General features: G+C 50.1%; 14 protein-coding genes and 1 riboswitch. Of the genes, 3 read left to right on the plus strand and 11 right to left on the minus strand.

Annotated features, from left to right (window positions below):
* Positions 1-5: 5 nt before the first annotated feature.
* The 4 genes from HP568_RS00820 to HP568_RS00835 are packed head-to-tail and all read right to left on the minus strand — an operon-like array spanning position 6 to position 3,275.
* Entirely contained in the window at positions 6-962 is a 957-nt protein-coding gene (locus HP568_RS00820; protein WP_048035178.1) for a carbohydrate ABC transporter permease, read from the minus strand.
* Entirely contained in the window at positions 962-2,029 is a 1,068-nt protein-coding gene (locus HP568_RS00825; RefSeq protein WP_048035179.1) for an ABC transporter ATP-binding protein, read from the minus strand. The genes HP568_RS00820 and HP568_RS00825 overlap by 1 nt, the downstream gene beginning before the upstream one ends.
* Positions 2,030-2,035: 6 nt before the next feature.
* Positions 2,036-2,698 carry an HAD family hydrolase gene (locus HP568_RS00830; RefSeq protein ID WP_048035180.1) on the minus strand — a complete coding sequence of 221 codons (663 nt, stop codon included), beginning with the start codon at positions 2,696-2,698 and terminating at the stop codon, positions 2,036-2,038.
* Entirely contained in the window at positions 2,676-3,275 is a 600-nt protein-coding gene (locus tag HP568_RS00835) for a glycerol-3-phosphate responsive antiterminator (RefSeq protein WP_048035181.1), read from the minus strand. The genes HP568_RS00830 and HP568_RS00835 overlap by 23 nt, the downstream gene beginning before the upstream one ends.
* A 299-nt stretch (positions 3,276-3,574) precedes the next feature.
* Here HP568_RS00835 and HP568_RS00840 point away from each other — a divergent pair, with 299 nt between their 5' ends.
* Together HP568_RS00840 and HP568_RS00845 are read left to right on the plus strand one after the other, a co-directional pair.
* Positions 3,575-5,299: a SulP family inorganic anion transporter gene (locus HP568_RS00840; RefSeq protein ID WP_173628053.1), complete on the plus strand. Its 1,725-nt coding sequence runs from the start codon at positions 3,575-3,577 to the stop codon at positions 5,297-5,299.
* A gap of 24 nt (positions 5,300-5,323) precedes the next feature.
* Positions 5,324-5,650 (plus strand): ArsR/SmtB family transcription factor, encoded by a 327-nt coding sequence (locus HP568_RS00845; RefSeq protein WP_048035183.1) that lies wholly within the window; start codon positions 5,324-5,326, stop codon positions 5,648-5,650.
* 329 nt (positions 5,651-5,979) lie between these two features.
* Here HP568_RS00845 and HP568_RS00850 read toward each other — a convergent pair whose 3' ends face one another.
* The 7 genes from HP568_RS00850 to HP568_RS00880 form a co-directional block, all read right to left on the minus strand.
* Positions 5,980-6,705, minus strand: a complete 726-nt coding sequence (locus HP568_RS00850; RefSeq protein WP_173628054.1) for a nucleoside phosphorylase — start codon at positions 6,703-6,705, stop codon at positions 5,980-5,982.
* Position 6,706: 1 nt separating this feature from the next.
* Positions 6,707-7,375, minus strand: a complete 669-nt coding sequence (locus tag HP568_RS00855; RefSeq protein ID WP_048035185.1) for a sulfite oxidase-like oxidoreductase — start codon at positions 7,373-7,375, stop codon at positions 6,707-6,709.
* 40 nt (positions 7,376-7,415) lie between these two features.
* The gene (locus HP568_RS00860; RefSeq protein WP_048035186.1) at positions 7,416-8,330 is read right to left on the minus strand and encodes an ABC transporter permease; all 915 of its coding nucleotides are present in this window, start codon (positions 8,328-8,330) and stop codon (positions 7,416-7,418) included.
* Positions 8,317-9,387 (minus strand): ABC transporter permease, encoded by a 1,071-nt coding sequence (locus tag HP568_RS00865; protein WP_048035187.1) that lies wholly within the window; start codon positions 9,385-9,387, stop codon positions 8,317-8,319. Before HP568_RS00865 ends, HP568_RS00860 begins: the two co-directional genes overlap by 14 nt.
* Positions 9,362-10,891, minus strand: a complete 1,530-nt coding sequence (locus tag HP568_RS00870; protein ID WP_048035188.1) for an ABC transporter ATP-binding protein — start codon at positions 10,889-10,891, stop codon at positions 9,362-9,364. Before HP568_RS00870 ends, HP568_RS00865 begins: the two co-directional genes overlap by 26 nt.
* A 138-nt stretch (positions 10,892-11,029) precedes the next feature.
* Positions 11,030-12,058 carry a BMP family lipoprotein gene (locus tag HP568_RS00875; RefSeq protein WP_173628055.1) on the minus strand — a complete coding sequence of 343 codons (1,029 nt, stop codon included), beginning with the start codon at positions 12,056-12,058 and terminating at the stop codon, positions 11,030-11,032.
* Between the two features lie 200 nt (positions 12,059-12,258).
* Positions 12,259-12,381, minus strand: a riboswitch (SAM riboswitch).
* Positions 12,382-12,536: 155 nt separating this feature from the next.
* The gene (locus HP568_RS00880; protein WP_048035190.1) at positions 12,537-14,012 is read right to left on the minus strand and encodes a methyl-accepting chemotaxis protein; all 1,476 of its coding nucleotides are present in this window, start codon (positions 14,010-14,012) and stop codon (positions 12,537-12,539) included.
* Between the two features lie 155 nt (positions 14,013-14,167).
* On the opposite strand from HP568_RS00880, the gene HP568_RS00885 reads away from it, so the two are divergent.
* Positions 14,168-14,785, plus strand: a complete 618-nt coding sequence (locus tag HP568_RS00885; protein WP_173628056.1) for a DUF3298 and DUF4163 domain-containing protein — start codon at positions 14,168-14,170, stop codon at positions 14,783-14,785.
* The last annotated feature ends 67 nt before the right edge of the window (positions 14,786-14,852 follow it).

A 14,852-nucleotide genomic window follows, 5' to 3' on the forward strand; every position in this document is an offset into this window, starting at 1 on the left:
GTTCATCAGCGATAATGCACGCGCTTGGACATCACCAGGAAATGCAAAGCTGTTAAAATCCCTACCAGTATCAGCAAAATGACAGAGGCAGCCGAAGCAATCCCGCCATTGTAGAAGTCCATGCCCTGCTCGTAAATGTAGTAGACAAGCATGTTTGTACTATTGATTGGACCACCCTGCGTCATAATGGCAATCGTGTCAAACGCTTGAAAGGATGAGATCGTATTGATAATGAGCAAAAAGAAAATCGTCGGTGACAGCATCGGTATCGTAATCCGTCTCAGCGTTCGCCACCATGGCGATTGATCGAGCGCTGCTGCCTCGTATATATCGCCCGGAATGCTTTGCAGTCCTGCGATGAATATGAGCGTGTTATAGCCGACACCTTTCCAAATGCTGACGATAATCAGTGATAATAAGGAGCTTTTTGGGTCAGTCAGCCACGTATACGCAGGCAATCCGACCGCTTCCAGTCCTGCGTTCAACAAGCCAAACTGCGGGTCCATCAGCCACATCCACAGCATCGAGACAGATACCAGCGAAATGATGTGAGGACTGAAAACAGTTGCCTGAATAATGCCGTACACCTTTGCCTTTTTGTTCAGCCAGAGGGCGAGCAGAAAGGATAGCGTCAAGCCGATCCCCACTGTCGCAATCGTAAAGACCGCGGTATTTCCCAATACTTGATGAAAATCTCCGTCTACCATCAAGTCCTGATAGTTTTGCAAGCCTACCCATTCCATTTGCTCCAAATTGATCAATGACCAGTCCTGAAAGCTCAAATAAATGATCGAGCCAATCGGGTAAAAGAAGAACAGGACAAAGCAAATCAATGCGGGTGCCAGATACAAGTACGGACGCAGTCGGGATGCGAGGTCAGACCATACAAATGTCTGTGAACGCACTGCTGTTTTCGACTGGCTTACACCCGGCAACTCCTGTACAGTTGCCGCTTTTCGCATCAGCTATCCCCTCCTGCACGTGTCGATACAGGCTCTCGTCCACTCATGCGCCCCACTCGTTTCCCGCTCCCTTTTTCGAACACATAGATGTACTCCCACGGTACAGTGACCGTGACCGAGGAGCCGACCTGCATCGCTACCTCCGAGTCGGCTTTGACGATGACCCTGCCTTTTTCCGTCTCTACATGAAGGAGCGTGTCTGAGCCGAGGATTTCTCTGGATACGACCTGACCTCGTGCGTTCCACATCTCTTCGCTCGTAATGGCAGAGACACCAACAGGCAACAACACTGCTTTTTCCGGGCGGAATCCCCATACGTGCTCACTCTTGCCCTCCGCAGAAACAATATTCATCGGCGGAGAACCGATAAATTGGGCAACAAACAGATTTTCCGGCTCCTGATACAAATCCATCGGGGTCGCTACTTGCATAATGTGTCCGTCATTCATGACGACGATCTGATCCCCCATGGTCATCGCCTCTACCTGATCATGTGTCACGTAAATGAAGGTGCTGCCGAGCTGCTTGTGCAGGCTCGTCAATTCCACGCGCATCTGATTTCGCAGCTTCGCATCGAGATTGGAGAGCGGTTCGTCCATCAGGAAGACCTTTGGCTTTTTCACCATGGCCCGCGCGAGTGCAACACGCTGCCTTTGACCACCGGAGAGCTGAGAAGGCTTGCGCTTGAGATAATCGGATAGCCCGACGATTTCCGCGATCTCCTCTACCAGCACCTGACATTCCTTTTTCGATGTTCCACGGTTTCTCAAGCCATAGGCGATGTTGTCGTACACGTTCATGGTTGGGTAGAGGGCGTAATTTTGAAAAACCATCGCAATATCACGCTTGCCAGGTGGCAATTGGTTCACTGTTTGATCACCGATTATGATTTTGCCGTCCGTCACTGTTTCCAAGCCAGCGATCATCCTGAGTGTGGTTGATTTCCCACAGCCGGACGGACCTACCAGAACCGTAAAGGAGCCGTCTGGAATGACCAAATCCAATCCTTTGACCACGCTTTGATTCTGAAAGGCTTTCGTTACCTTCTCCAACACCACACGTGCCATCTGATTTTATTTCCCTCCTTGTGCCTTTGCGGCCAGCATTTCCGTAACAAATGTCTCGAAATCGGCGTAGCGGTAATCCGGAGAAGCGTAGAGCCATTTCTCTTGTCCGTACCACTCCAGCACGACAGATTGCACGCCTGCTCCTACCGCAGCCAATACATCATAGCGACTGTCACCGATCATCATGGCTTGCTCGGGACTTTTACCCAGCGCTCCCAAAGCTTTTTGTACAGGCTCAGCCGACGGCTTGCCTCGTGATACATCATCGACGGTGACGATTGCCTCAAACAGATGCTCAATCCCCGCCATCTCCAGACCAGCCAATGTAAACTCCCGTTGCTTGTTCGTGACGATTGCCATCGTGAAACCCGCCGCCTTCAGCTTTTCCAACCCTTCGCGAACAAATGGAAACAGTTTGACGTGTTCTTCATGATGCTCCCGCACATAGGCGAAGTATCTCTGTAGCACTTCCTTTTTGTCAGGGACGCCTGCTGCTGTAGCAACTGCCGCCAAAAAATCATCAAACGATTCGCCAAAACGCGCGAGCAGCTCTTCCCTGCTAAAATGTCCCGGTGCATACTGCTCAGCAGTAAAAGCAACAGCATCCACGACCGCATCCCGACTGTCCAGCAAGGTCCCGTCCAAATCAAATAACAACGCTTGAATCAAGGTTCTTACACTCCTTCCACAGCAGGGGGCTACCGACTGAAACGGCTGTCGCTCCATGCTTTAATACTTCCTCCATCTGTTCCCGCTTGCGAATCAGCCCGCCAGAAATAATCGGGGTATCGATCACACTTCGAAATTCTTCGATAAACTCCGGAAGCAAACCAGGCATCAGCTCAACAGCGTCAGGCTGTGTATCTTGCAGGGAAGTCAGGCCTGATTTAATCGAGTCGCTATCGACCAAAAACAAACGCTGAATCGTCAGCAGGCCTTGCTTTTTCGCCAGCTTGACCAGTGTATTGCGCGTAGTGACGATCCCGTCTGGCTTGACGTAATGCGCCAGAAATGCGATGCCTTCCCGGTCATGACTGATTCCGCCAATCCGCTCCAAATGAAGAAATACAGGGATATTTTTCGACTTAAAATAATCCACGTAGCCTTTGATCACACCAATGTTGCCAATCGAGAGTACCGCCGCACTCAAATTTGCCTCTGCCGCTTTTTCCAGGTACTTCGCTTCTTTTACGGAAGCGATTAGCTTGTACTGTGCCAGTCTTGCATGAAATTGTTCCTGGTTCACTCGCTTTAGCCTCCTTATGTCCAATACAAAAAACCCTGCGACATGACAATGCCAAAGAACTCTCGATGAAAGTGCTTGGAAAGGCTGTCGGGGGTTTCTCCATGGCTCCAACCGAAGGGATGTGTTCACTTGTTACTTTGAATGGTACTGTACGAGCGTTAAGGAATCTTGAAGCGAATGTTAATAAACGGAAAAGTTCCTGTAAGGATGGAATTGACGGAATGGAAGAGCGGATGTATGATCCATCTATATTCAAATAATCAAATATTCGAAAATACTAAAAGAGAAGGGTTGCAATCATGAAGTGGGCACCAAGATTCGAAGGCTACGATCTCGTTTCCTTTCGAAAAGACTGTGTATCAGGGTTAATCGTCGGCATTATCGCAATACCATTGGGGATGGCATTTGCTATCGCCTCCGGAGTAAAGCCTGAATACGGGATTTACACGACCATTATCGCCGGAATATTGATTTCTCTCTTTGGCGGTTCCCGCTTTCAAATCGGAGGACCTACTGGCGCTTTTATCCCGATTTTATTTGCAATCGTCATGCAATACGGTTATGCAGACTTGCTCCTTGCCGGATTCATGGCAGGGATTCTCCTTGTTCTCATGGGGGTTCTACGGCTGGGAGGGCTGATCAAATTCATTCCGCGCCCCGTCATCATCGGATTCACCTCGGGGATTGCCGTTATCATCTTCTCCGGTCAAATTGCCAACTTTCTCGGCCTGGAGCAGTTGCAAAGACATGAGGATTTTTTGTCCAACATGTGGGAAATTCTCCTTCATCTGAACACGATTCATGTATACAGCGTAGCCATCGCTCTCTTGAGTCTCGCCCTTATTTTGGTGACTCCTCGATTCCTCCGAAGCATACCGGCCTCTCTCGTTGGACTCGTAGTCTCTAGTATCGTTTCCGTCCTCTTTTTGGAAGGAAAGGTAGCGACGATTGGCTCCACCTTTGGAGAGATACCGAGTACATTACCCGGCTTTCATTTTCCTGAAATCACATGGGAACGAGTCCAAAAGTTACTGAGTCCAGCCCTGATCATTGCTATACTAGGAGCGATAGAGTCTTTATTGTCCGCTGTCGTCGCCGATGGGATGACACGCAGTCGCCACAACAGCAACCGGGAATTAATCGGCCAAGGAATTGCCAACATCGTGACCCCGTTATTTGGGGGAATTCCGGCTACTGGCGCGATTGCGAGAACAGCCACCAACATTCGAACCGGGGCAACCTCCCCCATGTCTGGCATCATTCATGGTCTGGTCGTTTTGCTCATCCTCATGCTGTTCGCCCCTTACGCCTCGCATATTCCGTTGGCGAGTATGGCGCCGATCTTGATGCTGGTTGCCTGGAATATGAGTGAGCGCAAGGAATTTGCCCACATGCTAAAAGCGAAGACGAGCGATTCTCTTGTCCTGGTGCTCACCTTCCTTTTGACCGTTTTCACCAATTTAACCGTCGCCATTGAAGTGGGATTGGTGCTGTCTATCCTGTTATTTGTCAAACGAACGCGCGATAGCTTGCGGGTAGCTCAGGTGCTGCCTGACCCCTCGTCCAAGCACGACAAGGTTATGCCGCATATGGTTACCGAGGATCACGATTGCCCGCAAATCAGCATCTACACGATTGAGGGGCCGCTGTTTTTCGGGGATGCCGACTTGTTTGAAAGCTCCCTCACGCAAACCCTTCAGCGACAACCAAAGGTATTGCTGCTGCGGATGGGAAAAGTCCCCCTGATGGACATGACCGGGGAAGCGAATTTGTCCCGGATTGTGAAACAAGGTATGGACCAGGGGACAACAGTCCTTATTTCTGGAATCCAATCTGGCCCCAAGAAAATCTTGCAGCGTACGGGGTTATATGGCCTCGTAGGCGAAGCACACTTTTTTACTCATACTGGAGACGCGATAGCGTATGCCCTCAGTCTTCTGGATACTGCGAAGTGCCTCGGATGCAAGCATTTTGCCTTCCGTGAATGCACGCACCTGTCCGCTCCTACTGAAACTTCCACATGATGTTACGATCGGAGGAACCTGTCATTGAATTTGGAACTACAGCAATTTAAAGCGAATTTTTTCAAGGCGTTGGGACATCCCCTGCGGATTCGGATTCTGGAGCTGCTGGCGGAAGGAGATAAGAATGTAAACGAGCTTCAGACACTCATCGGGAGTGAAGGCTCGGCTGTTTCCCAACAGCTCGCTATTTTGCGGAACAACAATATCGTGTACGGAACGAAGGACGGAAACAAAGTCACCTACTCGCTGCGTGATCCGATGATCATTGAGCTATTGAGTGTGGCCAGACAAATTTTTAACAATCATTTGATTGATACGATCTCGATGCTGGATCGTTTTAATGAGGGATAATCTCTTTTGTTTGAGTCAACATAGGGGAGGAGAAGAAAAAGCACAGTTCTCTTCGACTCTGACACGCCAGCAGGGGGATTCTCTGGCCGTCTACACTGCAAAAAGGGGACCGTCGAGCCAAAGCCACCCTACGGGCGGAAGTTTCTCGAGGAAGAAGTGTTCGACAAGCGGGTCCCTTTTTGCAGTTTCGACTGGGTAGGCGTTGTCAAGGTCTACGAGCCCTGTGCTTTTTCTTCTCGCCAGCTTTGTTGGTTTATTGATGCCTTTTAAAACGTAACCGCTATTACAAAAAAGCCCAGGACTCTAAAACGTCCTGGGCCTACCTATTATTACTGAGAAACCGCAATAACCGCATCCAGTGCAATCAACGCTTCTGCTTCAATGGCTTTTGCCATCACATCGGTGTGCGGGTTATACGATTCGATTAAGTCTGCATCTGCATACCCGTCGATCGCCAATATCGAGCCTGCCTTCAATCCGCGAAGCGCCGCAATCACGAACAGGGCGGTGTTTTCCATCTCGACTGCCAAAACGCCTGCTTTTTGGTATAGCTTGTGCGGAAATTCCAACACTCCACTGTAAAAGACATCGAGCGTCAGCGTGATTCCTTCGAATACCTTCAAGTCTGATGCGTTTGCTCCCGCTGCTTGTACGAGCGCGTCCACGACATGGCGATTGGCAACAGCCGGGAACCCCGCCGGAACCAACTGACTGGTCAAGCCGTCTTGGCGAACCGCTGCGGAGCTGATGACGAGGCTGCCTGTCTCGATTTCTTTTTGGTATGACCCGGCAGTTCCTACGCGAATAATGACCTGAACGCCGCCCTTCGCCAGCTCCTCGAAGCATACGGCTGCTCCTGGTGCACCTACACCATGGCTCACCACCGCTACCTCGACACCGTTCCACGTACCCGCATAGCTGTGATACTCGCGGTTTTCCCCGATTTGACGCTGATCGTCGAGTTTCGAAGCAATCAAGGCTGCACGTTTTGGATCACCGCAAACAATGACGCGCTTTGGCAATCGTTCTGGATCTACCTTTAGATTCGTCAACATCTCAATCGAACTCCTTTTTCTCCCACTCATCCTCTGGTATCGGTAACGCTTCACCGGAGAACCGCTCTTCGCGGAACGGGTCTGCGATTAGGTGAAAGCCATTTTGCTCCCAGAAGCCGGGCTTGTTTTCCGTCATAAATTCAATTCCCCTGATCCACTTCACGCTTTTCCAGAAATATAGATGAGGAACAACCAGGCGAAGCGGCCAGCCGTGCTTATCCGTCAGTCGCTCTCCATCAAAGGAGTGCGCCAGCAGTACATCATCACGCTCCAGATCAGCGAGCGGCACATTGGCGGTATAGTCGTGATCACCGTGCAGCATGACAAAGTTCGCTCGCGGGGTCACACCAATCGCCTGTAGAAAATCACGAAAACGCACGCCTGTAAATGCATTGTCAAAACGGGACCAGCGCGTCACGCAGTGAATGTCGCTCGTCACTGTCACTTGCGGCATCGTCATGATCTCTTCGTAGGTGAGCGTTACTTCCCGGTCTACCTCTCCGAAAACGCGCAGCGTCCATTCGTTCATGTCATACACGGGCACGTCTCCCTCATGCAAAATGGGAAAACGCTCTGTCAGGATTTGTCCTGGCGGAAGTCGTCTGGCGAGTCCCGGTCCCACTGGGGCGGGTACTTTCATTCTTTTGATCCGATCTGCCTTGTTGTTCATCTCGCATCTCCCCTGTCTTCGCTGTCTATATGGCCTGTGTTTAACGGGTGCTCTGCTGATTGTCGCTGCCGATCTGACTCTTGTTCTTCAAGAAGAACATCGCCACAATCGTCAGCACGTATGGCAGCATAGCCGTAAATTGCGTCGGAAGTGAAAAGCCCTGCAAACGAATACTAAGGGCATCCATCAACCCGAACAAAAAGCTGGAAGCCAAAATACCGAGTGGATGCGACTGCCCCATCATCATCGCTACCAATGCGATGAAGCCCCGACCAGCCGTCATACCTTCTGTAAACATCGTGACTTGCCCCAGTGAAAGCTGTGCCCCTGCAATCCCGCACAAAGCGCCACTCATCACAATCGCCAGCACCTGAAGTCCCGTCACTTTCAGACCGAGACTGCGCGCCGCAACAGGATTCAGACCAACTGCGAGGACGCGGAAGCCCGTAACCGTCCGATAAAAGAACACATACAACAGAATGGCAGCCAAAAACGCAAAATACACGAGCGGCGAATGACCAGAGACAATGCCTCCGATGACCGGAATATCGTGAATGAAAGGAATCTCTACGGTTGGCAAGCCAGCCATATCCTTATCGTAAAAGGCCCCTTTGACACCGAAAATCGCCCGTAGTGCAAATGTCGTCAATCCCAACGCGAGAAAGTTAATTGCCACACCGACGACGATTTCATTCGCCCTTAGCTTGATCGTCATGTACGCGAATAAGAGCGAAAAGACAACGCTGACCAGCGCTGCAATCAAAACAGCCAGAAAGAGATTCCCGGTAAAATGATTGCCGACAATCGCGGAAAAGGCACCGACCAGTACCAATCCCTCCAGGCCAACATTAAAAATTCCGACACGTGCGCAGAGCGCTCCACCCAAAGCTGCCAACAAGATTGGCGTGACCATCCGAATGGTAGAACTGAGGAGGGACCAATCAAAGAGCTCCATGCGATTCCCCTCCTTTTGCCTTCCGCTTTTTCCACCAGTCGTAGCTGAACTTGGCAGAGATGAACAAAATCAATACCGCTTGTATCACACTTGCCAGCTCCAGCGGCACATCCGTATTGCGCTCTACCCCCATGGCTCCTGTCTGAAAAGCAGCAAGCAGAATCGAAGTCACAATGATGCCAAGTGGATGCGAGTTCGCAAGCAGAGCGGCCATCAGGCCCGTCCAGGCGAAGCCCGGTACAGTCAGCGCCCCGTCCACAAAACGATAGTGCGCCCCCATTACCTCTACGGTTCCCGCCAAGCCAGCCAGTCCACCACTGGCAAACATCCCGGTCAGCATCACCCGAATGCGATTAATTCCTCCGTATTGAGCAAACAGCGAGTTTTGACCCAGCATCTTTACTTCATAACCAAAAGGCGTAAAACGAAGTACCCAGAACAACAGCAGCGCTGCAACGATCGCAAACAAAAATCCTGCATGCACGCTCATCCCGGCAAACAGCTTCGGAAGCCACGCACTTTTCTCCAGCATGACGGTCTGTGCAAGTGCCGCAGAACCCGTGCGATCCCGGAATGGCTCTGTCACGAGATAGCTCGCAAACAATACCGCGATATAGTTGAAGAGCAACGTAGAGATGAGCAACGGAATACGAAAGCGTGCTTCCATAAAGCCCGGCAGCAACGCCCAGAACCCGCCGACCGCCATTCCTGCGAACATACCCGCCACAATTTTGATCATTCCCGGCGCTGGCAAGTAGATCGAGACTAACGCAGCACTGACGGCACCCAGCACCATTTGCCCTTCCGCCCCCAGGTTGAATACCCCTGCCCGAAATGCGAGGGAAAGACCCAAGGCAATCAGCATGATAGGCGTGGCTCTCGCTAATGTAGATGTAAAGAAATAAAAACTGCCAAAGGCCCCTTTCCACATTTCCTGGTAGGTGCCCAAGATCGATTCGCCAACTGCAGCAATGACCAGTGCCCCGGTCAACAAACCGATGACGACAGCCAATAACGGCTGAACCAATGACTTAGATAGCTCTTTGATTGCTGCCATGAATGCTTCCTCCCGCCATGATCACGCTGATTTTTTCTTCGGTTGCCTCCAGGCGTGAAAGCTCTCCAGCGATTCGCCCTTTATACATGACCAAAATCCTGTCTGACAAGGCGAGAATTTCGGACAATTCGGAGGAGACTAGCAAGATCCCGTCTCCCTGATTGCGCTTTTCGATCAGCGCCTGATGGATGTACTCCATGGCACCGATATCCACCCCGCGCGTAGGCTCAGCCGCAATCAAAAACGGGGTTTCGTGTCCCAGTTCCCTTGCTACGATCAGCTTTTGCAAGTTTCCACCTGACAGATTCCCAGCCAGCTCCTGCAATTGTCGGGAGCCTGTCTTGATGGCGAACTGCTCTACCCAGCCTTTTACGACTTGGCGGAATTTCTCCCGCAAAACGACGCCACGGCGGTTGTAAGCAGACTTTCGCTGATAGCCCATCAACGCATTTTCCTCGACGCTTGAGAGTTTGGCCGTTCCCCACAGGTAGCGATCCTCCGGAATATGCGCCAAGCCCGCATCCCGAATAGTGGCAACTGATTTGTTCGTCACGTCCTTGCCGCCTAATCGCACCGTGCCCTCCTGTGCCGCTCGCAAGCCGCTGATCGCTTGCAGCAGCTCCGATTGACCATTCCCGGAAACACCTGCGATTCCTACGATTTCCCCGTGGTGCACGGTAAAGCTGACTTGATCGAGCAGAGTCTGCTTTTCTCGAACCGAGAGATTCTCTACCTGCAACAAGGGGCCTTTATCCAGAGGAAGTCGCTCAGCTAACTCCTGCAATTCACGTCCGACCATTAGTCTGGCTAAATCGTCCGCATTGGTTTCTGTACGGGAAACCGTTCCCGTCACTTTGCCTCCGCGCAGTACTGTAATACGATCAGCTACCTCCATGACTTCCTGCAACTTATGTGTAATCAAAATGACGCTCTTGCCGCTCTTTGCCAGGTTTCGAATCGTTTGCAGCAGGTCGCGCACCTCCAGCGGGGTAAGGACAGCGGTCGGCTCGTCCAGCACGATAATATCCGCTCCCTGATACAGGACCTTCAAAATTTCGACCCGTTGCTGTTCCCCAATCGAGCAATTCGCTACCTTGGCCTGCGGATGAATCGGAATGCGATACTGCTCACTCAGCGCCCGCACCTTGTCCTCCGCGTCCTTTCTTTTGAAAAAACCCGCTTGCTTCGGCTCGTATCCGATCACGATATTTTCAGTCACACTGAATTCTCCGAAGAGCATAAAGTGCTGGTGAACCATCCCGATCCCTTTTCGAATCGCATCCTCTGGTCCGCGAAAAACGACTGGCTTACCGTTTAACACGATCTCTCCCGACGTCGGCTGCTCCATCCCGTACAGCATCCGCATCAGTGTCGTTTTGCCCGCTCCATTTTCCCCGACAATCGCGTGGACTTCTCCTGCTGCCAGTGAGAACGACACCTTGTCGTTGGCGGTAAAATCTCCGTACTTCTTGGTCATGCCCCTCATTTCCAAGCGATCGGTCATTCCCACTCCCTCATTTCTGTACGTCCTTTTATGAAAATGGAAGACCGACTACACAGCCGTAGTCGGTCACATCCATCACTGTGCACAAGCTTTACATAAGCGTTCAAAAAGTTAGCTTTTCAGCACCGAGCTACCTTTTTAAAACTGGTCTGGTACTTTGCGAGTACCCGCTACAATCTCATCGCTGATCGCTTTCACTTTATCCACCACTTCTTGTCCAATAAAAGCATGCAAAGGCGTTTTGCTTTCGTGCGTGACATAGGTTACGCCAACACCTTTTTCTTTCAAGCCGTACGCAACAACACCTGGTTTGAATGTTCCTTCTACAAAGGTCTTCACGGTTTCATAAGCTGCCGCGTCAGTCCCTTTCAATTGGGACAGAACAATATGCTCTGGATCAATCGTCGTACGGTCAACGTCCTGACCTGCTGTGAAGAAGCCTTTTTCCTTCGCTGCCTCGAAAACGCCGAGGTCGCCTACTGCTGCTGCACCGTTAATGAAGTCAGCGCCTTTGGAAGCTTGGAGCAAAGCCAATTCCTTCGCTTTTGCCGGGTCAGTGAAGCTTCCTACATAGTTGACCATCAGCTCTGCTTTTGGATTCGTCGCTTTCAAGCCCTCTTCGAAGCCAACTGTCCATTTTTTCAACTGCGGGATATCAAGAGCGACAACCATGCCCACTTTGTTCGTTTTCGTTGCCAGACCTGCTGCTGCTCCCACCAGGTAAGCTGCTTCCTGCTCACGGAAGGTAACACTGCGAACGTTTGGCAAATCCACTACAGTATCAATAATCGCAAAATTACGGTCAGGATTTTCGGTAGCTACTTTTTTCAATGCATCCTCTGATGTAAAGGAAGAAGTGATGATCAAATCATAATTTTCTGCAACAGCCACGCGCAAATTCTCTTCAATCGCTCCATGGTCCGTAGATTCAATCGTTTTCACTTCTGCACCCAGCTCTTGTGCGGCTTTCTTCGCACCATCATCCATTTGTTGGAAGAACGGATTCACACCGATTTTCTCGGGCAAAATCAAGGCAATTCGCTTTTTGGCCGCGCCCTCTTGTCCTGCCGCTTGTCCTCCTGGCTGATCAGCAGGTGCGCTTGTGCCAGTCGAGCACCCTGTTGCCAATACTGCGAATGTCGTTAATGCGAGCAATAGCTTCTTCATGATGTATCTCTCCCTATCCGAACTTTACGTTTTTCTTTATCCTAATAGGTAATGTACGGCTTTTTACCCATTTTTTCAATACCATTTACGAATATTCTCATATAAAATTAATTTATCGTTCGTTTATTACCCCCTTCCCTATACAAATACAACAAAAAAACTCTTCCCGGAGGAAGAGTTTGCGTACGTAGCCGTTCTCTTCCTCATCTGTCAAAACCATGGTACAGGTTTTGCAGGAATTGGCACCTTTCTGTTCATGCATAGACATGATCAGTGGTTGCCGGGCATCATCGGGCCAGTCCCTCCGCCGCTCTTGATAAGGTAGGTGAATATATTTAGTTACAATGGAATTCATTCTAGCAGAACGGTTCAAAAATGCAATTCTTTTTTCTCAATTCCAAACACTTCTAAAAGTAAATCGAAGTTTAAAAAGTCGTCTTTTCAGCACCGAGAAATTGGCGAGAACCACAGCCCCTACCTATTTTACGTGAAAGGTTTGCTGGAGACGATGAGACAACGTATTCAGCTCGCCCAGCTCTTCCGTAATCTCACGCACTTTTTGATGCTGGTTTTCTGCTGTCGCAAACAGCTCTTCCAAGTTGGCTACGGATTCCTCGGTTACCGCTGTAATGGTCGACATCTCGATGGCAACTTCACCGGAACGCACTTTTACCCGGTCCATGCTGGAGCTTACTTGATCAGCCGCTTCCAGGAAGGCCATCATCCCAGCACGCACTGCTTCGATGGAGGCCACTGTTTTCACCGCCAGCTCTTGGCCTTTTGCAACAGACGTTTCCCCATTGCTCATATGCTGCACCGCATTCTCACTTTCCTGATGGAGAGACTTCAAAATGTCGGTAATTTCCTGCGTAGCTGTCGCGCTTTGTTCCGCCAGCTTGCGTACCTCATCTGCTACAACAGCAAATCCACGTCCATGCTCGCCTGCACGCGCCGATTCAATCGCTGCATTCAGCGCCAAGAGATTCGTTTGTGTCGCGATCTGATTAATCGCGCCGACAATTTCCTCTACGCGATTCGCCTGCCGATTGAGCTGGTGAATCGTAGAGGCTGCTACATTGACTGCCTGCACAATTTGCTCCATCTGCAAGGACAGCTCGTTCATCATCTGAACACTATCTGCCAGACGACGGTTGTTTTGTTGCGATTCCGTTTTCATTGCATTGGTCTGTGTTGTGACTGCCTCGATTTCCTGGTCGATGGATTGAACCTCTTCTTCGATCTTCACCGTAGAATTCGCCTGCGATTCCATACCAACGGCGACTTCCTTGAAGGCTACCATCATTTCATCTGTATTGCGCTTCGTACCTTCCGCATGTTCATGAACATGATCGCTTGTACGATCCAGTTGCTCCGTCATTTCCTGGATGTTCAAAAGCATTTCTTCCAGACGGCGCTCCTTCTCTTCCGCTTCCTGCCTTGCGTCGTGCGCTTTTTGCAGGGAGGCTTGTCCGGCGAGACACAGATACGTGACGGCTCCCATCATCATGAGAATCGCTACGATACGCACACCCAGATTAAGCTCGGAAAAATCACCGTTGAAAATCTCGTACGTTCCCGTATAAAACCCGACAACCGTGACGACGATTTGGGTAATTCCCGCTGTTACTACTAGCTTCCAGTCCAAATAGGCTGCCAAAAAGCCCATGACGATGAAGGCGAGGAACGAAACCTCTTGATAAGTGGTAAAGTGATCGAATGAAATCGCATAAAACATGAGTCCGATTGCTACCAGATAACGAATCACATGACTATCTTTGCGAATGAAATAATACGGCGAAACAATTAAAGTGACCAGCAATCCCAAGGACGTCACTTTCCAGAAGTTCACATCCACTTGGTAGGCAATGAGTCCCGCCATCCACAAATGATTCCATAGGATGAAAATCATAAAGCCTTCTTTGTCAGTCAAGGTATTGCGAATCAATTGAATCATAATTGCCCCCCTTTTTCCTATTACTTATGTATCGGATTCTTTCCCCATTATATAGCCAAACCTTTGCCAAATTTGTGAAAAAAGTGAGAACAGCCAAAAACAATTTCGAATAGGCTATTACACAACTCACACGTACAGGAGGCAACCGGAGAAAAGTGGAACTCAATCAATTGCCAGCCACTGTGCTGACACGGACGATTAGCCGTCCGAACACTACGATTTACTATCCCCAATTGGCAGGCTTAGCCAATCAGCAAGCGGAAAAAGAGATCAACCGGGCGATTTCTCAAACGGTTCAAGGCTTAATTCATGAGCAGCAACGGGTTCAGGTACCGGGAAATACAGAAATGCAAGGAAGCTACGAGATCAAGACAAACGAACGCGGTATTTTCAGCGTCGTGTTGAGCAACTACGCCTACACACCGCAAATGGCTCATGGCATGACCTTCCTCGGGTCGATCACTGCAGATATCCAAACAGGCAAGCTGTATACACTGCGGGAATTATTCAAGCCAGGAAGCGATTACGTCAAGGTGATTTCTGAAAACATCAAGCGTCAAATCAAAGAAAGAAACATCCCCACACTCAATGGCTTTACTTCGATTAAGCCCGATCAAGATTATTACCTCGCCGACAAAGCACTGGTCATCTACTTCCAGTTGTACGAAATTACGCCCTATTACGTCGGTTTCCCCATGTTCCCCATTTCCGTCTATGAACTGGAGCCGCTCATCAATGAAAAAGGACCTTTGAGCATCTTGTCCGCAGATTAGTGCACTGTACCACCGTAGTTTTCATCCAGGTGAGTGTCTTCTTCCATGACACTCGCCTGATTCTATT

The organism is Brevibacillus sp. MS2.2 (assembly GCF_013284345.1).
Classification (GTDB): Bacteria; Bacillota; Bacilli; order Brevibacillales; family Brevibacillaceae; genus Brevibacillus; species Brevibacillus brevis_C.

Bases quoted from the DNA above. Each gene is read 5' to 3' on its own strand.
- HP568_RS00820 (WP_048035178.1), bottom strand. From the start codon at position 962: ATGCGAAAAGCGGCAACTGTACAGGAGTTGCCGGGTGTAAGCCAGTCG.
- HP568_RS00825 (WP_048035179.1), bottom strand. From the start codon at position 2,029: ATGGCACGTGTGGTGTTGGAGAAGGTAACGAAAGCCTTTCAGAATCAA.
- HP568_RS00840 (WP_173628053.1), top strand. From the start codon at position 3,575: ATGAAGTGGGCACCAAGATTCGAAGGCTACGATCTCGTTTCCTTTCGA.
- HP568_RS00850 (WP_173628054.1), bottom strand. From the start codon at position 6,705: ATGTTGACGAATCTAAAGGTAGATCCAGAACGATTGCCAAAGCGCGTC.
- HP568_RS00855 (WP_048035185.1), bottom strand. From the start codon at position 7,375: ATGAACAACAAGGCAGATCGGATCAAAAGAATGAAAGTACCCGCCCCA.
- HP568_RS00860 (WP_048035186.1), bottom strand. From the start codon at position 8,330: ATGGAGCTCTTTGATTGGTCCCTCCTCAGTTCTACCATTCGGATGGTC.
- HP568_RS00865 (WP_048035187.1), bottom strand. From the start codon at position 9,387: ATGGCAGCAATCAAAGAGCTATCTAAGTCATTGGTTCAGCCGTTATTG.
- HP568_RS00870 (WP_048035188.1), bottom strand. From the start codon at position 10,891: ATGACCGATCGCTTGGAAATGAGGGGCATGACCAAGAAGTACGGAGAT.
- HP568_RS00875 (WP_173628055.1), bottom strand. From the start codon at position 12,058: ATGAAGAAGCTATTGCTCGCATTAACGACATTCGCAGTATTGGCAACA.
- HP568_RS00880 (WP_048035190.1), bottom strand. From the start codon at position 14,012: ATGATTCAATTGATTCGCAATACCTTGACTGACAAAGAAGGCTTTATG.